General features: G+C 69.6%; 15 protein-coding genes and 1 pseudogene. 8 read left to right on the forward strand and 8 right to left on the reverse strand.

The window, feature by feature from the left end; translation table 11 throughout:
• Positions 1–42: 42 nt before the first annotated feature.
• The 6 genes and pseudogenes from AB0447_RS05590 to AB0447_RS05615 form a co-directional block, all read right to left on the reverse strand.
• Positions 43–1,026: an acetylxylan esterase gene (locus AB0447_RS05590; protein ID WP_366475177.1), complete on the reverse strand. Its 984-nt coding sequence runs from the start codon at positions 1,024–1,026 to the stop codon at positions 43–45.
• A 395-nt stretch (positions 1,027–1,421) separates the two neighbouring features.
• Complete coding sequence (locus AB0447_RS05595) at positions 1,422–2,486, reverse strand: aldose epimerase family protein (protein WP_366475178.1); 1,065 nt, start codon at positions 2,484–2,486, stop codon at positions 1,422–1,424.
• A 120-nt stretch (positions 2,487–2,606) separates the two neighbouring features.
• Complete coding sequence (locus tag AB0447_RS05600) at positions 2,607–2,921, reverse strand: hypothetical protein (protein WP_366475179.1); 315 nt, start codon at positions 2,919–2,921, stop codon at positions 2,607–2,609.
• A 47-nt stretch (positions 2,922–2,968) separates the two neighbouring features.
• A pseudogene (locus AB0447_RS05605) lies at positions 2,969–3,223 on the reverse strand (class II aldolase/adducin family protein); the annotation flags it as partial.
• Positions 3,220–4,947, reverse strand: coding sequence for a ribulokinase (locus AB0447_RS05610; RefSeq protein WP_366475180.1), 1,728 nt, complete (start codon positions 4,945–4,947; stop codon positions 3,220–3,222). The gene AB0447_RS05610 and the pseudogene AB0447_RS05605, both read right to left, overlap by 4 nt.
• Before the next feature lie 193 nt (positions 4,948–5,140).
• Complete coding sequence (locus tag AB0447_RS05615; protein ID WP_366475181.1) at positions 5,141–6,172, reverse strand: LacI family DNA-binding transcriptional regulator; 1,032 nt, start codon at positions 6,170–6,172, stop codon at positions 5,141–5,143.
• A gap of 429 nt (positions 6,173–6,601) precedes the next feature.
• Here AB0447_RS05615 and chvE point away from each other — a divergent pair, with 429 nt between their 5' ends.
• The 3 genes from chvE to mmsB all read left to right on the forward strand — a co-directional run bounded on the left by chvE (position 6,602) and on the right by mmsB (position 10,554).
• Positions 6,602–7,666, forward strand: coding sequence for a multiple monosaccharide ABC transporter substrate-binding protein (gene chvE, locus AB0447_RS05620; RefSeq protein WP_366475182.1), 1,065 nt, complete (start codon positions 6,602–6,604; stop codon positions 7,664–7,666).
• Positions 7,667–7,767: 101 nt separating this feature from the next.
• Positions 7,768–9,315 carry a multiple monosaccharide ABC transporter ATP-binding protein gene (gene mmsA, locus AB0447_RS05625; RefSeq protein WP_366475183.1) on the forward strand — a complete coding sequence of 516 codons (1,548 nt, stop codon included), beginning with the start codon at positions 7,768–7,770 and terminating at the stop codon, positions 9,313–9,315.
• 3 nt (positions 9,316–9,318) lie between these two features.
• A complete protein-coding gene (mmsB, locus tag AB0447_RS05630) occupies positions 9,319–10,554 on the forward strand; it encodes a multiple monosaccharide ABC transporter permease (RefSeq protein WP_366475185.1) in 1,236 nt (411 codons plus the stop codon).
• Between the two features lie 53 nt (positions 10,555–10,607).
• Here mmsB and AB0447_RS05635 read toward each other — a convergent pair whose 3' ends face one another.
• Both AB0447_RS05635 and AB0447_RS05640 read right to left on the reverse strand, forming a co-directional pair.
• Positions 10,608–10,955, reverse strand: a complete 348-nt coding sequence (locus AB0447_RS05635) for a hypothetical protein (RefSeq protein WP_366475186.1) — start codon at positions 10,953–10,955, stop codon at positions 10,608–10,610.
• A gap of 522 nt (positions 10,956–11,477) precedes the next feature.
• On the reverse strand, positions 11,478–14,096 hold the full coding sequence (locus tag AB0447_RS05640) for an RICIN domain-containing protein (RefSeq protein ID WP_366475187.1): 2,619 nt from the start codon (positions 14,094–14,096) through the stop codon (positions 11,478–11,480).
• Between the two features lie 490 nt (positions 14,097–14,586).
• On the opposite strand from AB0447_RS05640, the gene AB0447_RS05645 reads away from it, so the two are divergent.
• The 5 genes from AB0447_RS05645 to AB0447_RS05665 all read left to right on the forward strand — a co-directional run bounded on the left by AB0447_RS05645 (position 14,587) and on the right by AB0447_RS05665 (position 22,118).
• Positions 14,587–16,128 carry a sigma-70 family RNA polymerase sigma factor gene (locus AB0447_RS05645; RefSeq protein WP_366475188.1) on the forward strand — a complete coding sequence of 514 codons (1,542 nt, stop codon included), beginning with the start codon at positions 14,587–14,589 and terminating at the stop codon, positions 16,126–16,128.
• 609 nt (positions 16,129–16,737) lie between these two features.
• Entirely contained in the window at positions 16,738–19,101 is a 2,364-nt protein-coding gene (locus AB0447_RS05650) for a non-reducing end alpha-L-arabinofuranosidase family hydrolase (protein ID WP_366475189.1), read from the forward strand.
• A gap of 645 nt (positions 19,102–19,746) precedes the next feature.
• On the forward strand, positions 19,747–20,634 hold the full coding sequence (locus AB0447_RS05655; protein WP_366475190.1) for an expansin EXLX1 family cellulose-binding protein: 888 nt from the start codon (positions 19,747–19,749) through the stop codon (positions 20,632–20,634).
• Between the two features lie 87 nt (positions 20,635–20,721).
• Positions 20,722–21,294, forward strand: a complete 573-nt coding sequence (locus AB0447_RS05660; RefSeq protein ID WP_366475191.1) for a SigE family RNA polymerase sigma factor — start codon at positions 20,722–20,724, stop codon at positions 21,292–21,294.
• Complete coding sequence (locus AB0447_RS05665) at positions 21,291–22,118, forward strand: hypothetical protein (RefSeq protein ID WP_366475192.1); 828 nt, start codon at positions 21,291–21,293, stop codon at positions 22,116–22,118. Before AB0447_RS05660 ends, AB0447_RS05665 begins: the two co-directional genes overlap by 4 nt.
• Positions 22,119–22,196 lie beyond the last annotated feature (78 nt).

A 22,196-nucleotide genomic window follows, 5' to 3' on the forward strand; every position in this document is an offset into this window, starting at 1 on the left:
CGGGGCCTCGCGCGGTCTGCCCGGTCCGGTGGTGCGGGGCGGTCAGAGCGCCGGCGCCAGGTCGCGCTCGCGCAGCCAGGCCAGTTGGACGGGCGGGTTGGAGCCGTGGCCGCCGCCGTGGTCGCCGAACGGCCACACGGTCATGGTGCGGTCCTCGCCCGCGTAGTGATTGAAGGCGGCGTAGACCGTGGAGGGCGGGCAGACCGGGTCCATCAGGCCCACGCTGAACAGCGTCGGCACGGTGGCCCGCCGGGCGAAGTGGACGCCGTCGAAGTGGTCGAGGGTGGCGAAGGCCGGTTCCACGCGGTGGCGGCTGTGCCAGCGCAGGTACTTGGCGATCTCCTGGTACGGGCCGTCGCCGCAGATCGCGGCAGCGTGGCGGAAGTGGCACAGGAACGGGAGGTCCGGCATCGCCGCCGCCACGCGGTCCCCGGCGAGACCGGCGACGGCAAGCGCCAGACCGCCGCCCTGGCTGGCTCCGGCCACCACGATCCGACGGCCGTCGAGTCCGGGCAGCTCCGCGACCGCGTCCACGGCTCGCACGCAGTCGGTGACCAATCGCCGGTAGTAGTAGGTGTCGGGAGAGTCGATGCCGCGGGTCATGAAGCCCTCGACCCACTGCGTGCCGTCGCCCATGCCCCGGTCCGGGGTGTCGTGGCCCTGGCCCCGGCTGTCGACGACGAGTTGGGCGTAGCCGGCGGCGGACCAGAACAGGTGGTCGGTGGGCAGTCCCCGTCCGCCGCCGTAGCCCATGTAGGTAACGACGACCGGCAGCGGTCCGGCCGCGTTGCGCGGGCGCAGCAGCCAGGCGGCCACCGGCTCGCCGTTCCAGCCGGGGAAGCGCACGTCGTCGACCTCGACGGTGCTCAGCAGGTGCTGGGCGGTGACCCGTTCCACCTTGATCGCCGCGTCGTGCGACCGGGCTTCGGCAAGGGTCCGCCGCCAGAAGACGTCGAAATCCCTCGGATCGGACAACTCTGGCCGGTAGCGGACGAGTTCGTCCGCGTCGCGGTCGGTGAGCGGCATGGGGCTTCCTCCGGTCGGAGAGGTGACGAGGCAGCGGAGCTTGGCGGCCACAGGGAGCCTTGCCTCGCAGGTCCGGGCACTGGTGTGGGGAGGGGCGGTGGCCCGTCCCTCCGGACGGGCCGCCGCGCCTCCCCGCACCCCGCGTTCTCGAGGGCGGTCTCGGCCTCCACCCGGACCGCCCCGGAGAGATCGACGTCGCGGAAGAGAAGCACCGCGGGCCACACCAGATCGGCCGGGGTCACTGCGTCGCCGCTGGTGCGGGTGGCGTCGACGATGGCGGTGTCCGCGTGGTCGTCGAAGTCGACGACCACGCGGGGCGCGGGGGCCGTCCCGGTCACCGTGAGCCGTGCGGTGAGGACCGGGTGCTCGGCGGAGCGGTCGGCGGCTGTGAAGCATCACGTCGGCCTTTCCTCCTCGGTCGAGAAGCGGTACGCCGTCGTCGAGCGGTACTCCTCCCCCGGGCGCAGGAGGGTGGAGGGGTACTCGGGCCGGTTGGGCGAGTCGGGAAAGTGCTGGGTCTCCAACGCGATGCCCGCGTACGCGAAATACGGGCGACCGGAGCGGCCGGTCAGCGAGCCGTCGAAGTGGTTTCCGGTGTAGACCTGGAGCCCCGGCTCCGTCGTCAGGCATTCGACGCGCCGGCCGCTGGCAGGGTGGCTCAGGACGGCGGCCCGCCTGAGCCCGGTGCCGTCGAGCACCCAGTTGTGGTCGAAGCCATCGGCGGCCCGGCGGATCTGCGGGTGTTCCTCGGTGATGCGGGCACCGATCGTCTGGGCCTCGCGGAGGTCGAACGGTGTGCCGGTGACGGACTCGGCCGGACCGAGCGGTATCAGTTCTGCGTCCACGGGGGTGTAACGGGCGGCCTCGACCCGCAGCAGGTGGCCGAGCACCGTCCCACAGCCCTCGCCGGCCAGGTTGACGTACATGTGGTTGGTGAGGTTGACGACTGTCGGGGCATCCGTGGTCGCCCGGTAGGTGAGGGAGAGTTCACCGTCGGGGCCGAGCAGGTACGTGACCTCGGCCGTGAGGGCGCCCGGGAATCCCTGATCGCCGTCGGGACTGTCCATGCGGAGACGGACGCCTGCCCGCCTGCCCACGCGGACCGGCACGCCGTCCCAGAGGCGGGTGGCGAAGCCGTCCGGTCCGCCGTGCAGGGTGTGGCCGTCCTGCTGGGTCGCCAGCCGGTGCGTCGTGCCGTCGAGGGGCAGCGTTCCGCCGGCGATTCGATTGGCGTAGCGGCCGACCGTCGCGCCGAAGGAGGCAGCCTCCCCGAACAGATCCGCTGTGCTCTCGCAGCCCAGGACGACGTTGGCCCGCCGCCCGTCCCGGTCCGGCGTGTGCAGGGCCTGCAAGCGGGCTCCCAGACTGAGCACCTCCGCCGTCACGCGCTCCGGGGAGCCAAACGTCCAGCGGGTGATACGCCGTCCGTCCGGGAGCTCTGCGGCAGTCTCCTGGGTCACCGTCAGTTCACCATGGGACACGAGTGCGTCTCGCGACACGCGACTACTCCGTTCGACGAGGCGGGGAGGGGGGCGATGCCCGCCGTATGGGCGGGCGTCATCGGCTCGGGGCGGGCGAGGTCACGTCCCCTGAGCCAGTCGGTGGTAGGCCTGGTTCCAGCGCAGCTCCTTGGTGAACCGGCGGATGGCGGTGCCGGCGTCGATCACCAGGAGTTCCACGCCGAGCATCTCCGCGAGGTCGTCGAGTTCCTCGGCACCGAGGGCGCCGGAGAGTACGGTGTGGCCGGCGCTCCGGCTGTCAGCCAGGCCTCGGTGGAGGTGCGCAGGTCCGGACGCGGCTTCCAGACGGCGCGGGCGAACCGGCAGGTTGGGCAGCGGAGCCGGGGCTTCGACCACGTCGACCTCGCTGGCGACCAGCCGGAAGCGGCCGCCCATGTCAAGTGGGTGTGCACCACTCCCCCGGCCTCGGGCAGGTGGCGGTAGACGTAGGCGTGTGCGGCGGTGTCGGAGGAGGGCACGTGGTCGCCTTCGACGACGTTCCCGTCGGGGTCACAGAGCATCATGTTCTGGGGCGACAGCTCGTCGTGGGAGACGCCGCTCGGCTTGATGACCAACAGGTCCTCGCCGGGAACGCGGGCGGGGACATTGCCCGCCGTCCAGACCACCGGGCCGTAACGGACGAGTTCCTGGTGGAGGCCGCTGACCTGGCGACGGACCAGGTCGATGGTCGCGTTCACCGTACCTCGCTCGGGTCGGTCGGGGCCGTGGTCGGGGTGGTAGGCGTGGTCAGGGCGGCGTTGCGGATGCGGCTCAGTCGGTGGAGCAGCTTGTCCGGCCCGGTGCCGAAGTGGTCGTGCAGGGCGCGGTACTCGGCGTACAGCGCGTCGTAGGCGTCGGCTCGGCCGGGGTCGGGCTGGTACGCCCCCCGGAGCACCCGGCCCATGGCCGCCGCCGCCGAGCGCACATCCGGGTGCGACCCGGCGGCGACGGCGGCGTGGATCGCCGAGCCGAGGGCCGGACCCTGATCCGACTGGGCGAGCGAGACGGGACGGCGTAGTACGTCGGCGTAGATCTGCATCAGCAGGGCGTTCTTCTTCAGGCCACCGGTGACGATGAACTCGGTGACGGGGACACCGCCCTGCTCCAGGGCCTCGACGATGACGCGGGTACCGAAGGCGGTGGCCTCCAGCAGGGCGCGGTAGATCTCCTCGGGGCGGGTGTCGAGTCCGAGGCCGACGATCACGCCGGAGAGGTTGTGGTCGACCAGGGTGGAGCGGTTGCCGTTCATCCAGTCGAGAGCCACCAGGCCGTGCCCACCGACGGGCTGGGCGGCGGCCTTGCGGCTGAGGAGCTCGTGCCGGTCTTCACCGACCGCCTCGGCCTCGGCGAGGTAGTGGGCCGGGAGGCCCTGACGCAGCCACCAGGCGAAGATGTCGCCGACGGCACTCTGACCCGCCTCGTAGCGATAGGAGCCGGTGACGACGCCGTCCTCGACCACGCCGCAGACGCCAGGGACGTCTGCGAGGGCGGCGCCGTTGACGACGTGGCAGGTGGAGGTGCCCATGAGGGCGAGGAGTTGGCCGTTCTCGACGGCCCGAGCGGCCGGTGGGGCCACGTGCGCGTCGACATTGCCGGCGGCCACCGCGATGCCCGCGGGCAAACCCGTCCACTCCGCCGCCAGGGCGGTGAGCGAGCCGACCCGGGAGCCGGGCGGGGCGAGGGGGTGCTCCAGACGGGTTCGGGCGAAGTCGGCGAACCCGGGGTGCAGGGCGGCGAGGTACTCCTCGCTCGGGTAACCGCCGTCCTGGAACATGCCGCTGTATCCGGCCGTGCAGGCGTTGCGGCTCTCGACGCCGGTGAGCTGCCAGACGATCCAGTCGGCTGCCTCGATCCACCGCGCGCAGGCGGCATAGACGGCCGGGTCCTCCTCCAGGACCTGGAGCGCCTTGGCGTACTGCCACTCGGCGGAGATCCTTCCGCCGTAGCGGGAGATCCACTTCTCTCCGCGTGCGTGGGCGAGGGCGTTGATGCGGTCGGCCTGGTCCTGGGCCGCGTGGTGCTTCCAGAGCTTGGGCCAGGCGTGCGGGTGAGCGGCCCACTCGGTGGTCTCGGCGAGCGGGGTGCCGTCGGCGAGCACCGGCAGGACCGTGCTGGCGGTGAAGTCGGTGGCGATGCCGATGACGTGAGCGGGATCGACGCCGGAGACGGCGAGCGCAGCGGGAACGACGGTGCGCAGTACCTCACGCCAGTCCTCGGAGTGCTGCAGGGCCCAGCCAGGCGGCAGTGGGTGCCCGGTGCCGGGTAACTCGCGCTCGATGACGGCGTGCGGGTACTCGTGGACGACGGTCGCGAGCTCCTGTCCGTCATGCACGCGGACCACCACGGCACGACCGGAGAGGGTGCCGAAGTCGACGCCGACGACGTACCTGTCCGAGCCCCGGGCGGCAGGGATCACGGTCACTTTCTCATCCTTCGCACGGGAAACCGGCATTGCTTCCTGCCGAGTTGATGGGGGCGTCTCTCTCGATGGGCGACAGTGTTAGCGTTCACAATCACCCTGTCAAGGGATCAATGGAGCCCTCGACCGAGTGCGGCCGACGCGGCGGAGAGCGTGGGCCGCCGGGGCGGTCAGCCCCGGGTCCGACGGTGCCGGCTCAACGGCGGGTGACGGGACCCGCGCTGCGACGCAGCACCATCTCGGGCGGGATCCGCACGTGAGTGCGGGTGTGCGCGACGCCCTCCAGCTCCTCGACGAGCAGTTCCAGGGCCCTGCGGCCGAGCTCGCCGAAGTCCTGGCGCACCGTGGCCAGGGGCGGGGTGAAGTAGGCGGCCTCGGGAATGTCGTCGAAGCCGACCACGCTGATGTCGCCCGGGATCGAGCGTCCGGCCTCGTGCAGGGCGCGCAGCAGGCCGAGCGCCATGTGGTCGTTGGCGCAGAAGACGGCGGTGACGTCGTCCAGTTCGGCGATCCGCAAGCCCGCCTGGTAGCCGGCGCGCGCACTCCAGTCGCCGGGCTCGACACGCGGCACGGGGGCTCCGGCGGCCTCCAGCGCGCCGCGCCAGCCCTCCTGGCGGTCCTGGCTCTCCATCCAGCCGGCCGGGCCGGCCAGGTGGTGCACGGTACGGTGGCCCAGATCGAGCAGGTGCCTGGTGGCCGCTTCGGCGCCGGACCGGTTGTCCACCGAGACCATGGGAACCCGCGACTGGCTGCCCGGTCCGACCGCGACCACCGGCACGGAGCTGGAGAGCCTGGCCACCGCGCTGACGGCGGAGATCTGGGGCGCGATCACGACCACGCCCTCCACGCCCTGGGCGCGCAGCCGGTCGACGGCCTCCTGAACCGAGCGGCCGTCCAGGGAGTGCAGACTCGTCACGCTGACGAAGTACCCCGCACTGCGCGCAGCCTGCTCGATGCCGTGCAGCATCGAGGCGGGACCGTACAGGGTGGATTCGAAGCTGACGACGCCGAGGGTTTGCGAGCGGCGGGTGACCAGGGCGCGGGCAGCGGAGTTGGGCCGGTAGTCCAGCTCCCGGATGGCGGCGAGCACGCGCTCCCGGGTGCCGGGCCGCACATGCGGGGCGCCGTTGAGCACCCGGGACACCGTCTGGTGGGACACGCCGGCCAATTTCGCCACGTCCGCCATCACAGGGTGGCGCCGCTCGGTCCCGGCACTGTCGTTTCCCACTCGCACTTCCCTCCTCGATTCCGGGCTACGGTACGCCACCGACCGCCGACGAAGGCTGTGCGAGCGGTGACGGACAAGCGGATGCGGCGGGTTACCACCATCCAGCGGCAGGGACACTGCGGCGTGCAGCCGGCCACTCGGAGAGCCGCCCACTGCCCAGCCCGGGGGCCAGGGACACAGTGGCTGATCGCCAGCGCCGTTGTGAACCCGACGGTGATCCGAACAGACCCTTGACGGCACACTTGTGAGCGTTAACACTCAGGTATCGCCAGGCCGGAGCCGCTGCAACCCGGACTTCGCACAGCGCGAGAAAACGACTCCCGGCCGACCCCGCTCGACCGCTTCCGGTCGCCCAGCCGGGTCGCACTGGGCCGGTCGCGGAACATCACTGGAGGAACTGTGCGGAAGCTTTCAGCGGGCCTTGTCGCCGTGGGTCTCACGCTGTCGCTGGCAGCCTGCGGCCAGAGCGCCAACGGAGCGGGCGACGGCGGGGCCGGCGGAGACGCCAAAGGGGGCCTCATCGGCATCGCGATGCCGACCAAGTCGTCGGAGCGCTGGATCAACGACGGCAACAACATGGTCAAGGAGTTCCAGGCCAAGGGTTACAAGACCGACCTCCAGTACGGCGACAACGTCGTGGAGAACCAGGTCTCCCAGGTGGAGAACATGATCACCAAGGGGGCCAAGCTGCTGGTGATCGCCGCCATCGACGGTTCCTCGCTCACCAACGTGCTGCAGAAGGCCGCCGACGCCCACATCCCCGTCATCTCCTACGACCGACTGATCCGTGGCACGAAGAACGTCGACTACTACGCGACCTTCGACAACTACAAGGTCGGTGTCCTCCAGGGCAGTTACATCGTCGACAAGCTCGGCCTCAAGGACGGCAAGGGCCCCTTCAACATCGAGCTGTTCGCCGGCTCACCGGACGACAACAACGCCACGTTCTTCTTCAACGGTGCGATGAGCGTCCTCAAGCCGTACGTAGACGACAAGAAGCTGGTCGTGCAGAGTGGCCAAACCTCCTTCAACCAGATCGCCACACTGCGCTGGGATGGCGGTCTCGCCCAGTCCCGGATGGACAACCTGCTGAGCAAGTCGTACACCGCCGCCCGCGTCGACGCCGTGCTCTCGCCGTACGACGGCATCTCGATCGGCATCATCTCGTCGCTGAAGGGCGTCGGCTACGGCACCGGCCAGTCACTGCCCGTCGTAACGGGCCAGGACGCCGAGCTGGCCTCGGTGAAGTCGATCACCGCGGGCGAGCAGACCCAGACCGTCTACAAGGACACCCGCCAACTGGCCAAGGCCGCAGTCCAGATGGGCAACGCGCTACTGACCGGCGGCAAGCCCGAGGTCAACGACACCGGCCAGTACGACAACGGCGTCAAGACCGTACCGGCGCAGCTGCTCCAGCCGGTCAGCGTCGACAAGGAGAACTACCAGAAGGTCCTGGTGGACAGCGGCCAGTACACCGCGGACCAGCTCAAGTAGCCCACGGGGCCGGACAGACGGGTCCGGCGACGCCGAACCGGCGGTGCGGAGCCCGGGAGCCGCCCGGCACCGCACCGCCCCGACGATACGGATGCACCACCATGGCCCGACCCGTTCTCGAGATGCGGTCGATCAGCAAGACGTTTCCCGGTGTCAAGGCTCTCTCCGAGGTCAACCTGACCGTCGCCGCGGGTGAGGTGCACGCGATCTGCGGTGAGAACGGCGCCGGCAAGTCCACACTGATGAAGGTACTCAGCGGGGTCCACCCTCATGGCGGCTACCAGGGCGAGATCTACTTCGAGGGCGATCCCTGCCGGTTCCGGGACATCCGAGCCAGCGAGCAGCGCGGCATCGTGATCATCCACCAGGAACTCGCACTGGTGCCCTACCTGTCCATCGCCGAGAACATCTTCCTCGGCAACGAGCACGCCACTCGGGGCGTCATCAGCTGGCACCGGACGCTGACCCACGCCGCCGCACTGATCCGGCAGGTCGGACTCGACGAGAACCCGCACACCAGGATCGCCGATCTCGGCGTGGGCAAACAGCAGTTGGTCGAGATCGCCAAGGCGCTCGCCAAGAAGGTCAAGCTGCTCATCCTGGACGAGCCGACGGCCGCCCTGAACGACGAGGACAGCCGCAAGCTGCTCGACCTGATCCTCGAACTCAAGGCTCAGGGCATCTCCTGCATCCTCATCTCGCACAAGCTGAACGAGATCGCCCGGGTCGCCGACGCCGTCACCATCCTGCGCGACGGGCGGACCATCGAGACCATCGCGATCGGTTCCGAGGGCATCTCCGAGGAGCGGATCATCCGTGGCATGGTCGGCCGCGACCTGGAACACCGCTACCCCGAGCGCGCCGCGGAGATCGGCGAGATCGCCTTCGAAATCGAGGACTGGAGCGTCCAACACCCGATCGACCACCGGCGGAGGGTGGTCGACGGCGTCTCGCTGAACGTCCGTCGAGGCGAGATCGTCGGCATCGCCGGCCTCATGGGCGCCGGCCGCACCGAACTGGCCATGAGCGTCTTCGGCCGCTCGTACGGACGGTGGACCGGCGGCCGGGTGCGGCTGCACGGCCGGGAGATCCGTACCCGGACGGTGCCGGAGGCGATCGGGCACGGCATCGCGTACGTGACAGAGGACCGCAAGCAGCTCGGCCTCAACCTCAACGACGACATCAGCCGGAACATCTCGCTGAGCGCCCTCGGCAAGGTCGCCCGGCGAGGCTGGGTCAACCGGCACGAGGAGGCCCGGATCGCCGAATCGTTCCGGCGGATTATGAACATCAAGGCCCCCTCGGTGTTCGCGGAGACCGGCAAGCTCAGCGGCGGCAACCAGCAGAAGGTCGTCCTCAGCAAGTGGATCTTCGCCGAGCCGCAGGTACTGATCCTCGACGAACCGACCCGGGGCATCGACATCGGCGCCAAGGCGGAGATCTACACCGTCATCGCCGAACTCGCCGCCCAGGGCAAGACGGTACTCGTCATCTCCTCCGAACTCCCCGAACTCCTGGGCCTGTGCGACCGGATCTACACCATGGCCGAAGGCCGGATCACCGGTGAGGTGACCCGCGCGGACGCCACCCAGGAATCCCTCATGCGGCTCATGACCACGAGCGCGGCATACCCCGACAAGCAGGTGTGAGGCATGGCCCAGACCGAGACCACCCCAGACACCACGCCCGGCACACCGGAGACCGGCCAACGTCGGTCGGCCGGTGCCGTACTGGCCCGAGCGCTACGCGGCAACCTGCGCCAGTACGGGATGCTGCTTGCGCTGGCGCTGATCGTGCTGCTGTTCCAGTTCTGGACGGACGGCATCCTGCTCCAGCCGCTCAACATCACCAATCTGATCCAGCAGAACGGCTACATCCTCATCCTGGCCATCGGCATGATGATCGTCATCATCGCCGGGCACATCGACCTGTCGGTTGGGTCGCTCGCCGCCTTCGTCGGGGCGGCCGCGGCGGTGATGGTGGTCGGGCACAAGGTGCCGTGGCCCGTGGCGCTGGTGGTCGCGCTGCTGATCGGGGCTCTCGCCGGAGCCTGGCAGGGGTTCTGGATCGCCTATCTCGGGATCCCCTCGTTCATCGTCACGCTGGCCGGCATGCTGCTGTTCCGCGGTGGGACCCAGATCCTCCTGCAGGGCCAGTCGGTGGCTCCGTTCCCCAAGGGCTTCCAGAACATCAGCAGCGGCTTCCTCCCCGCGGTCGGCCCCGACACCGATTACCACAACCTCACCCTGCTGCTGGGCCTCACGGTGTTGGCCGTCGCGATCCTGCAGGAGGTGCGCGGACGGCGGCGGGCCGCCTCGTACGGGCTGGAACCGCTCCCGGCCGGGCTGTTCCTGGTGAAGCTCGGCGCGATCAGCGCGGCCGTGGTGGCTTTCACGCTGCTGCTGGCCAGCTACCACGGGGTGCCGACCGTTCTGCTGATCCTCGGCGTCCTGCTGGTGGGCTTCGGATACGTGATGCGCAACTCGATCCTCGGCCGGCACACCTACGCCATCGGCGGCAACGAGGCGGCGGCGAGGCTGTCCGGGGTGAAGAGCAAGCGGGTCGTCTTCCTGGCCTTCGTGAACATGGGCGTCCTCGCGGCCCTGGCCGGGCTGGTCTTCGCTGCGCGACTCAACGCCGGTACCCCCCAGGCCGGCATCAACTTCGAGTTGGAGGCGATCGCCGCCGCCTTCATCGGCGGCGCCTCCGCGAGCGGCGGTGTGGGCACCGTCCTTGGTGCGATCATCGGCGGTCTGGTGCTGGGCGTGCTGAACAACGGCATGTCGCTGGTTGGTGTGGGTACCGACTACCAGCAGGTGATCAAGGGCCTGGTACTGCTGGCGGCCGTCGGCTTCGACGTCTACAACAAGCGCAAGGCCGGAGCCTGACCCCGCCCCTCCTCGGCTCGGCGGCACCGCCCGCCCGAGGAGGGGTGCCCCGCCTAACGGGGGTCCTCCTCCTGCGGCTCCGCTCGCGCGTCTTCGATCCGCTCGAAGAAGAACTCGTGCTTGAGGAAGGAGACGTCGTACTCATGACCCGGGTACGGCGGGATCAGCTGAGCGGCCTGGATCAGCCGCCATCCCGCCCGGAGCGCCGCCACCCCCGACTCGTACGGCGGCTCGTCGCTGTCGTCCGTGGTGGGCGAGGTGCGGCCCGTGCCGTCGTACAGCGACCAGCCCACGGCATGGGAGTCCAGCGCCGAGGTGGCCGAGTACAGGACCAGCACCTGCTGCCGCAGCACCGGCGCGGCGCCTTCCTCCTGCTCGGGGAGGATCGCTTCGGTCGTCATGCCTGTGCCTCCGCAGGGCGGTTGGAGATACTGGTTACCCAGTGGTCGAGGTCGAAGTCGTCGTCGCCGGTCAGCACCCGCCACAGCAGAATGCGTCTAGACAATGAAGAAGGCCCAGGTCGCTGACCTGGGCCTTCTCTCAAGAGCGGATGACGGGGATCAAACCCGCGCTATAGGCTCGGGAAGCGACGGTGCTTGACTGGCCCCTCTGGCTCTGACCCGCGGACATGCACTGTGCGGAAAGGGCTTCGGTCGGATCGCGCCCCTGTTGACCGAGGTTGACCGCCCGTATGGGCACGCCAAGGGCACGGAGCCGCAGCGCGGTCGAGACACGGCTCTCTGCTGTCGCTTTCATGTGCTGGATGCCTGGACTCCTCTTGCCGGCTGAATGGCGCCGTCGCGAATGCACATGGATGCCGTTTCTCGGAGTTCGTCCTCGGTCGTGCAGCACGAGGCGAGGTCCCTCAGCCACGGCGGTGCCGCAGGCCGTTGTGTGTCTGCGGCACCGCTCGGGCGTTGGGGTCAGGACGGGTCGCCGTACTGGAGGCCGCGTCCGTTGGTTCCGACATAGACGCGCCCGAAGGTGTCGGGGTCGCCGGTGATGACGCCGACACCGCCGATGCTGCCCCACTGGTGGGCGTCGTCGTTGACGCGGAGCCAGGTGGCGCCCTTGTCGGTGGAGCGGAAGACTCCGGTGACGTCCTTGACGGTACCGATCAGGTACAGGGCCTGGTAGTCGGCGCCCGGCGCCGCCTTGCCGAAGCCGAGGGCAGAGGCGGACTTCACCGTGGTGAGTGCGGTGAAGGTCCGGCCGCCATCCGTGGAGCGCAGCAGCCCCTTGCCGCCACCGGAGATCCACAGGTCCCCCGCGATGCCGGGGACGGCCGTGAGCTCGCCGCCAGGCAGGTTGACGGCGCGGGCGGTGAAGGTCGCGCCGCCGTCGGTGCTGGCGTAGAGCGTGCCGCCGGCCAGCGAGTAGAAGGTCTTGGCCGAGGAGCGGTCGGCGACGACCACGGCGTCGGTGCCCAGGCCGCTGACCCTCGACCAGCTCGACCCCTTATCGGTCGAGCGGTACGGGGCCTGACCGGCCTGGGTCCAGACGATGGTGGAGCCGTCCGCCGCGAGCGCGACATGTCCGGTGTCGGCGCTGTCCACCGGCTCTGTCGTGAAGCCGGTCCAGCTGGTGCCGCCGTCGGTGGAGTAGGCGCCGTCCTTGTCGCCGCCAAGGCCGACGCGGACCATCAGCGCGGGGTTGGACTGGGCGAAATCGATGTCGGTGCTGTTGGTCATCATCGGGTTCTTCAGTCGCCCGGCGGGCACCTTGGTCAGGGAGTCGTGGCGGAAACCGCCTTGGTCGCCCATGGCGGTGACGACTTGGGCGCCGCCGGGCGGGGCGACCGCGTCCAGCAGCGCGGTCTCCTCCAGCCCTCGGGCCCCCGCGCTCCAGTGGCTGGTGCCGCCGCTGTCGGAGGCGTTGGCGTCCTTGCTGCGCCAGATGCCGTTGCCGGTGCCGTACAGCACGTGCCCGGAGCTGAAGGGGTCGATGGCCAGGGCGGTCATCCAGTGCCCTGTGCCGGTACCGACGTAAGGCGCGCCGGAGGCGTCCCGCACCGATTTCTCGGCCAGTGCCTTCCAGGTCGTACCGCCGTCGGTGGTCCGGTAGATCTCGTCCTCGGGCCACCAGCGGTTGAGGGTGGTGACCATCACCGTGGACGGCTTCTGCGGGTCGACGGCCAGACCGGAGAACCCGTAGCTGCCCTGGGACGGGGAGACGTTCTTCCACGCCCCGCCGGCCGGCGTGTACTTCCACACCGAACCCGCCGTCACGCCGTTGGGCCCGAGGGCGTTGGTGTACGTCAGGTAGAGCGAGCCGTCACCGGAGAGCACACCGTGCTGCGGCATCTGGCCGGTGGGCTGCCCGGAGACGGCCTGCCAGGTGCTGCCGCCGTCGGTGGAGCGGTACAGGGAGGTGGACTTGTCGGCGACGCCGACATAGACCGTCTTGCTGCCGGCCGGGCCGTACGTCACGAAGGCGATGCCCGCGCCGCTGCTCGCCCCGTCCTTGACGGGGAACGAGGCGACCTGACTCCATGTCACGCCGTGGTCGGTGCTGCGCCACAGGCCGTTCTTGCGGGTGCCCAGCAGCAGGGTGCGGTTGTCTGCGGGGTTGATCGCCAGCCGCTCGCCCGCCCCGCGGCCGTGCTCGTTGGCGCCCAGCTTGAAAGGCAGAGCGGTGCGCTTGAAGGTGCGGCCCCGGTCCGTGGAGCGCAGGAGCTCGGCGTTGCCCGCCCAGCCGTTGGTGTAGGTGCCCGCGGCGGCGTAGAACCGGTTGGGGTCGACGGGGTCGGTGGCCAGCGAATCGATGCCCAGCAGGTTCCAGTCCTTCTCGCCGACCCAGTCGGTGAGCGGGAGCCACTGCTCGGCCGCGGTGTCCCAGCGGTAGGCGCCGCCCATGTCGGTGCGGGCGTACAGCAGACCCTTCTCGCGCGGGTTGAACACCAGCCCGGTGACGTAACCGCCGCCCACCACCTGGGCGTTGTTCCACACATACGGTCCGGCCGCCTGGGTCGCGGCCGTTTTCACCAGCTTCCACTGCTGGTTGGTGCTGCCCTTGCCGGGATACTGGATGACTGCCGCGCCCTCGGCCGTGGAGCCTCCGGAGACATCCAGGACCTGGCCGCTCCTGCGGGAGGTGAAGGTGACGGCGCCGGAACCACCCACATCGTCGATCCGCCACTCCTGGGAGGTGGAGGAGCTGTCGGTCTGCTGCTCAGCGGCGGCCGCCTGAGCGGTCGAATCGCCCGCTATGCCCAGCACTTTGCCGCTGTTGCGGTTCACCAGCTCGTAGTAGCCGTCCCCGGTGGGTCTCAGCCTCCACTGCTGGTTGGCGGTGTTCTGGTCGGTCCACTGCTGGATGCGGGTGCCGTCGGCGGTGGAGAAGGCGTTGACGTCAAGCGCCTTGCCGCTGCGTACGGAAACCAGCCGGTAGTAGGCATCGCCGTCGACCGTCGCGGCCTGCGAGCCCTCCTGCACGAACAGGAGATACGGCACGACGATGGCGGGCACGCCGAGCAGCAGACTGGTCGCGGTCCAGCGACGGCGATGACGCCCGCGGCGCCCGCCGTTCGTGGGGTTCTTCATGGGGGGTGTTCTCCTTGCATGCCACCAGAGGAAAGTGGATCCAGCTACCGAAACGGCCGGATCCGACTCCTTGTGGTCACAGGCCCCGCAAAGGGTTGCCTTGAGCCGGGAACTTTTCAGGTCACCTCGTGGTGCGGTAGGCGTTGATCAGTGGCCGGGTGACACTGGTGCCCTTGGTGTCCTCCATGGCCGACTCCCACAGATCATCTGGGTGCGTTCGGGTAGCCGGCGGCCAACTCGCCGACGGCCCATTCAAGACCGACGATCTCGGAGGGAGACAGCTCCGGCCTTGGAGATGGCGTGCCGTGCAAAGGCCGTGGCCACGTCCACAGCGCCGAAACGCGTGGGACGGGGGTCGGAACGGCCAGGGCCCTCCAAGTCGGCGCGGGCCGGTCCAGTGATCCAGCTTTGGCCGCATACCCTTGCCGACGCTAAGGTGCGGCGCCGTACTCGGCGGATCGCTTCCCTGAGGGAGGTTGGAATGGGGCTCATGGATGCGGACCACGCAGGGCTGGTTACCGCGGCGCAGGCCGGTGACGATCGGGCGCGCGAGGAGCTGATCGCCGCGTACCTGCCGTTGCTCTACAACATCGTCGGGCGAGCGCTGAGCGGACATGCCGACGTCGACGACGTCGTCCAGGAAACCCTGCTGCGCGTGGTGCGGGACCTGCCTGCCCTGCGTGCCCCGGAGAGCTTCCGGTCCTGGCTGGTGTCGATCACGCTCCGCCAGATCAATACCCACTGGCACCGGCAACGCGCCTTCGCCGGCCGGACCACGGTCATCGACGAGGCACTCCAGATACCGGACGCCGGCGCCGAACCTGAGGACGTGACGATCCTGCGTCTGCATGTGTCGGACGAGCGCCGTCAAGTCGTCGAAGCCGGCCAGTGGCTCGACCCGGACCATCGGGTGCTGCTGTCGCTGTGGTGGCAGGAATGCGCCGGCTCGCTGAGCCGTGACGACATCGCCGCCGCGACGGGGCTCACTGTCGCCCACGTCGGAGTACGCCTGCAACGCATGCGCGAGCAGCTGGAACTGAGCCGCACGATCGTCGCCGCGCTGGAGGCCGACCCGCGCTGTCCGCAGTTGGACGAGACCGTCGTCGGCTGGGACGGTCTCCGTGCATCGGTGTGGCGCAAGCGGATCGCGCGGCACACCCGCGACTGCCCGGTCTGCATGGCGACGACGACACAACGGGTTCCGGCCGAACTACTGCTCATCAGCCTCGCGTCGCTGGCCGTCCCGGCCGGACTCATCGCCGCGCTGGCCGCCAAGGGCCTGCTGTCGGGTACGGCCGCGAGCGCCGCCGGGCTGGCCACGGCACACGTCGCCGTCGGCACGGCGACGGGGGGAGGCGGTCTGCACAGCTCACTGATCGGCAAGCTCTTCGCGGTCACCGCTCATCCGGTGGCGAGCCTCGCCACCGGCGCGGTGCTCATCGCCGGGACCGCCACCTACGCGACCTGGCCCGAACCGGCGCACCGGGTGCCCGGCGTCATCGCCGCTCCCACGGTCGGCAATCCCACGCCGATCCCGTCGCGCACCACCACGTCGGCCGGACCGTCCCCGGTGAGTCCGTCCGCCGTCGCAGGCACTGTTCCGCTGGGCGCACAGTCGCTGGAGTCCGTGGACGAGCCCGCCCTGTACCTCACGTATGCCGGCGACTTCGCGACGCTCGGCCGAGTCTCCGCGTCCAGCAGCGCGCAGACACGGCAGCGGGTCACCTTCACGGTTGTCCGGGGGCTGGCCGACACACGGTGCGTCACCTTCCGCGCCGCCGACGGCCGCTATCTGCGCCATCGTGACCTGCGGCTGCGGCTGAGCACCGACGACGGCAGTGAACTGTTCCGTGAAGACGCCACCTTCTGTCCGCAACCCGGGGCGGTCGCCGGGTCGGTGACCCTGCACGCGCACAACTATCCCGGATCGGTCATCCGCCACCGCGACGGTGGCATCTGGCTCGATGGCTCCGACGGCACTCGGGCCTTCGCCGGCCAGGCTTCCTTCATCATGCGCAGGGCCTGGTCTTGAGAACCGCTCTTTGAGCGTTTTGGAGCGAGTCGCGCAGTGACAGCTGGTGATCCTGCACCACGATCCTCCACCACGCCGTTCTCAACCCGGCAGTGAGCCGAGTGCTGCGCCGAATCCAGCTTCGATCCGCATTCATCGACGGCTGCCTCGCCGTGACCGGCCTGAAGGCTGATCACCGCAACCGCCACCGATACCACTCCAAAAACCTTCACTGATGATCAGGGCGGCGCTCCCCTTCCACAGAGACGACCAGACCGCGGGGCTTGGCATAACGCTTTTTGCCTGCGAGATGCATCACTGAGCAATCGTCCGGACGGCGCGACTTTTCTGTTACGAGACCCCGGGTTGGGAGGCCTCCACTTCGTGGGGTGCCCTTCCCGCCGCGCACCATGACGTGCCGGCGTGGCAGGTTCCCCGACTTCCCCCCTTGACGTATCCCCTGAAGAAAGCCTCTCCAATGACGCGACACACCTACGAACCCCGGGCGACCGGTACGCAGGAACGGCCCCACGTCCTGCACCGCACCCACCCCGCGGCAGATCAGGCCGTACCGGCCGATGCGCGCACGATCACGGCACCCAGGGTGACCCGCGACCCCCGAGGAGAATCATGAAGGGCCTGCACCGGCTCGGCCGGCGTCGCCGAACATTGACGGTAGGACTGTCGGCCGCGGCGCTGCTGGCCGGTGTCGTGACGCTCCTCCCCAGCTCCGCCGGAGCCACAACCCTGGGTACGCAGGCGGCCCCCTCGGGCAGGTACTTCGGCACCGCTGTGGCCGCTGGCAGGCTCGGCGACTCGACGTACGCCACGATCCTGGACCGGGAATTCAACATGATCACCCCGGAGAACGAAATGAAGTGGGACGCCATCGAACCGTCCCGCGGCAATTTCAACTTCGGCCCCGCCGACCGGATCGTCGGCCACGCGACCTCCCACGGGCAGCGGCTGCGCGGGCACACTCTGGTGTGGCACTCCCAGTTGCCCACGTGGGTCAGCGGCATCACCGACGCCGCCACGCTGCGCAGCGTGATGAACAACCACATCACCACCCAGATGACCCACTACAAGGGCAAGATCTACGCCTGGGACGTGGTCAACGAGGCGTTCGCCGACGGCTCCACCCAGCACCGCAGCTCGGTGTTCCAGAACGTGCTGGGCAACGGCTTCATCGAGGAAGCGTTCCGCACCGCCCGGGCGGCCGACTCCTCGGCCAAGCTCTGCTACAACGACTACAACATCGAGAACTGGTCGGACGCCAAGACCCAAGGCGTCTACAGCATGGTCAAGGACTTCAAGTCCCGCGGCGTGCCGATCGACTGCGTCGGGTTCCAGAGCCACTTCGGCGTCGGCGGCCCGCCGTCCAGCTTCCGGACCACCTTGTCCAACTTCGCCGCCCTGGGCGTTGACGTCCAGATCACCGAACTGGACATCGCCCGGGCGTCGTCCACCCACTACGCCAACACGGTCAAAGCCTGCCTGTCCGTGGCCCGGTGCACCGGCATCACGGTATGGGGCATCCGTGACAGCGACTCCTGGCGCAGCGGCGACAGCCCCCTGCTGTTCGACAACAACGGCAAACCCAAGGCCGCCTACACCGCCGTCGTGAACGCCCTCAGCTCCGGCTCGGGTACCACCCCGAGCAAGCCGGCCGACGGTACCGGTACGGGGGAGATCAAGGGCGTGGCCTCCGGCCGCTGTATCGACGTCCCCGTCTCCACCACCGCCAACGGCACCCAGGTCCAGCTGTGGACCTGCAGCGGACAGGCCAACCAGCGTTGGACCTACACCGACGGCAAGCAGCTGAAGATCCACGGCAACAAGTGCCTGGACGCCAAGAACAAGGGCACCACCAACGGCACCGCGGTGGTCATCTGGGACTGCAACGGCGGCACCAACCAGCAGTGGAACATCAACACCGACGGCACGATCGCCGGTGTCCAGTCCAGGCTGTGTCTCGACGCCGTCGGCGCGGCCACCGCCAACGGCACCAAGATCCAGTTGCACTCCTGCTGGTCCGGCAGCAACCAGAAGTGGATCGCCCCGTCCGGGTCTGGCGGCGGCACGTGTGCTCTTCCATCGACGTACAAGTGGAATTCGACGGGTGCCCTGGCGCAGCCTGCGAACGGGTGGGCCTCGCTGAAGGACTTCACCAACGTGGTGCACAACGGCAAGCACCTGGTCTACGGGTCGAACTTCAACGGATCGAAGTACGGCTCGATGACGTTCAGCCCCTTCACCAACTGGTCGGACATGGCGTCCGCCGGGCAGAAGGCGATGAGCCAGCCCGCGGTCGCGCCCACGCTGTTCTACTTCGCGCCCAAGAAGATCTGGGTGCTGGCGTACCAGTGGGGCCAGTGGCCCTTCATCTACCGCACGTCGAGCGACCCCACCGACCCCAACGGCTGGTCCGCGCCGCAGCCGCTGTTCACCGGCAGCATCCCCCGCACCGACTCCCCCACCGGCCCGATCGACCAGACCCTGATCGCCGACGACCAGAACATGTACCTGTTCTTCGCCGGTGACAACGGCAAGATCTACCGGGCGAGCATGCCGATCGGGAACTTCCCGGGCAACTTCGGCTCGTCGTACACGACGGTCATGAGCGATACGGAGGCCAACCTGTTCGAGGCCCCCCAGGTCTACAAGGTCCAGGGCCGACAGCAGTACCTCATGATCGTTGAGGCGAAGGGTGCGAACGGGCGATACTTCCGCTCGTTCACGGCCTCCAGCCTGAGCGGTTCGTGGACCCCGCAGGCCGCCACCGAGAGCAACCCCTTCGCCGGCAAGGCCAACAGCGGTGCCACCTGGACCAACGACATCAGCCACGGTGACCTGGTCCGCAACAACCCCGACCAGACCATGACCATCGACCCCTGCAACCTGCAGTTCCTCTACCAGGGCAAGTCCCCCACCGCGGGCGGCCCCTACGACCAACTGCCGTACCGGCCGGGTGTCCTCACCCTGCAGCGCTAACCTGCCCGATCCACGGTGATCGCGATTCGGGGCGGCCTGCCAGCGCGGAGACGAGCGGTTTACGGCACGGGCAACTCCACCTGCTGATCGATATTCACCGCCTCGAGGAACCCCAGCCGTGCGTCGGCTGGGGTTCCTCTCTTTTGTGGACTTTCATCGCGGGTACGGACCGAGGCACTACGACGCCACCACGGACACCGGGCCTTGGCGATCCGGTCCAACTGCGGCTCGTCCAGCCCGGCCAGGCGCGGCGTGCGGTGGAGTCCGAGGCCGCAGTGCCGAGCAGGACGGTGAGCACGGAGCGACCCGGCGCACCAGGACTCTGGTGTCCGCACGGTTGCCGTTCTCCTGTGGCGCACGTAGGGCGTCTGCAGCTCGTCCACGGTCGCGCGGAAACGTCCGACGCCGCGCGGCATCCGTGCCGCCCAGCCCATTTCCCCGCACTCCCCCGCCCAGTGAGCGGGCCGGTACGGGACGCAGCTGCCCGGCCGCCCCGGAGCACCCGTCGCGCGCGCTTCCTCCCCGTCGGCAACCTTTACGCATCCTGCGGCGACCAAGCAGTGCACCTCGACTCGAATCTTCGAACGGACGGACATGCAGACTGCACGGCAGGCCGCGCGGCAGCGCAGGCATAGACACAGGCTGATGACGGGAACGACGGCGCTGACCGCCGCGGGCGTCCTCCTCTGCCTGGTGACGGCCATGCTCCCCGGTCCCAAGGCCGAGGTCGGGGCCGAAGTGGCCGCCCCCGCCGCCACCCAGGCGGAAGCCACGCCCTCGGCCCCGACGAGCCCCGCGCCCCCGACGGACAGCTCGCATACCGCGGCAACCGCGACCGCGGCCGTCGGTACGACCACCGCGGCGCCACAGCCTTCGGCGAAGGCAACCCCGCAGGCGGCGTCCAGCGCGGCACCGTCGGCAGGCCGCATCCAGCCCGGGACTACCTACAAGGGCGTCGCCACCGCCTACGCCGCCGGCGACGGCAACGGCGCCTGCCTGTTCGGCCCGAGCGACGACCTCATGATCGCGGCGATGAACACCACCGACTACGAGTCGTCCAGGGCGTGCGGCGCTTACGTGCGCGTCCGCGCCGCGAGCGGCGCCTCGATCACGGTCCGGATCACCAACGAGTGCCCACTGCCCTGCGCACCCGGCCAACTGGACCTCAGCGAACAGGCCTTCGCGAAACTGGCCGATCCAAAGCTCGGCCGTATCCCGATCACCTGGAGCCTGCTGAGCCCCCAGACGTCCGGCACGATCTCCGTCCGGTACAAGACTGGTTCCAGCCCCCACTGGTGCGGCATCCAGGTGATCGACCACCGCAATCCGGTCGCACAGCTGGAGGTACGCACCACCAAGGGCTGGCGGAGGCTGCCTCGTACCGACTACAACTACTTCCTCTCCACCGACGGCAGCGGGTGCGGCGGCGCGATGAGGATCACCGACATCTACGGAGAGCAGCTGACGGTCGACGGGAGCGCGCTGCTGCCGAACGTCGCACAACCGACCCGAGTCCAGTTCGCCCCGCACTGAAACCACACCGCGGCCGGTGGCGGATCCGGGGTACGGCCGCACTGGAGCGCCCTGGGTCGTACCGGGCGCTGATACGCTGCCGCCCGGATGTTAACGCACACATTTGCGGAAGGGGCGACCGACAGCGTGGTCCTCGATGACGCGTCCGCGGAGTTCCACGACTTCTTCGAACGCCACTACGCCGAACTCGCCCGGTTCGCCCATCTCCTGACGGGCGAGGCGGACGGTGCCGACGATCTGGCCGCGGACGCCCTGATCGCACTGTGGCAACGCTGGGACCGGCTGCGCCAGGCCGAGTACCCACTCGCCTACGCGCGTGGCGTGGTCGCCAACCTGGCACGGTCACGGATCCGCAGCGCGGTTCGCGAGCGCCGCCGGATCGCCCTGTTCTGGTCCCGCGGCGCTGAGGCGTTGGACGGTCCGGACGTGGCCGCCGTGGTGGACGTGCGTACTGCTCTCGACCGGTTGCCGTTCCGGAAGCGGGCATGCGTGGTCCTGCGGCACGCCTTCGACCTGTCGGAGAAGGACACCGCTCTGGCGCTCGGAATATCGGTCGGTACGGTGAAGAGCCAGACCTCGAAGGGGATGGCCGACCTGGAACGGATGCTGGGCAGCACAGGAGCAGCCGGGGAACTGTTGGCGGGGAGGAGGAGCCGTTGAACGAGGAGCTCACCGGGCGGCTGCGCGCAGCCGCCGAGGCCCACCAGCCCGACCGCGCCCGGATCCTGGCACGCGTGGAACGCGGCATGTCCGGCGCCCCCGCCGGCCCCCGCGAGTCGTCAGGCGCGAGGCCCTGGCCCAGGGTCGCGCTCGCCTCCCTCGCCACGGCCGGCGTTCTGGCGGTCGGTGGTTTCGCCGTCGCCGCCATCGTCCAGTCCCCGCCGGCCCGGCCGGACATTCCGGCCACCCCCGGCGCGCCGGCCACCCCCGCCGCGCCGACCGCGCCCGGGACTCCCCACTCGACGCCGTCGGCGCCCACCACCGGCGGCCCGACCGCGCCGGACCGCTCGCCCTCGACTACGCCCTCGACCAGCCCCAGCCCTGCGGCGTCAGGCGGCGCGGGCTCGACTCGGCCCGGCAGCGCGCACGTCCAGGACGGGCCCCTGTGGTCGGCCGGCTCCTTGGGCGCGAACAGCAACACCTACTGGGCCCAGAGCAACATCACCCTCAAGACCACCCAACCGCTCACCGCACTCACCATGGAACTGCGCATCACGCAGACCGGCGGAGTGCAGAGCACCGGCAGCTGGCGGACGCTGCCCGCCGACGACTTCACCGTCACCGTGCAGCACGAGGGCGGAGCAGTGGTCTACCGCTGGACTCTCAAGCCGGGCCGCACGGTCCCGGCCGGACAGCATGTCTTCGCCGGCCAGTACAACCACGCCGCCGGCGAGCGCGAGGCCAAGCACGACGGCTACCGCGTCGACGCCAACGGTCCCCGCGGCGCACTCTCGGTCTGGGGCGGCTTCACCCCGACACGATGAGGCCATGCCCGTAGCCGGGTCGAAGCCACCCACGCACCTGCGCGGCCGCCTGCCTCACCCTCGCCGAGCCCGTGTGGC

Origin of the sequence: Streptomyces sp. NPDC051211 (genome assembly GCF_040689505.1) — a bacterium.
GTDB lineage: Bacteria > Actinomycetota > Actinomycetes > Streptomycetales > Streptomycetaceae > Streptomyces.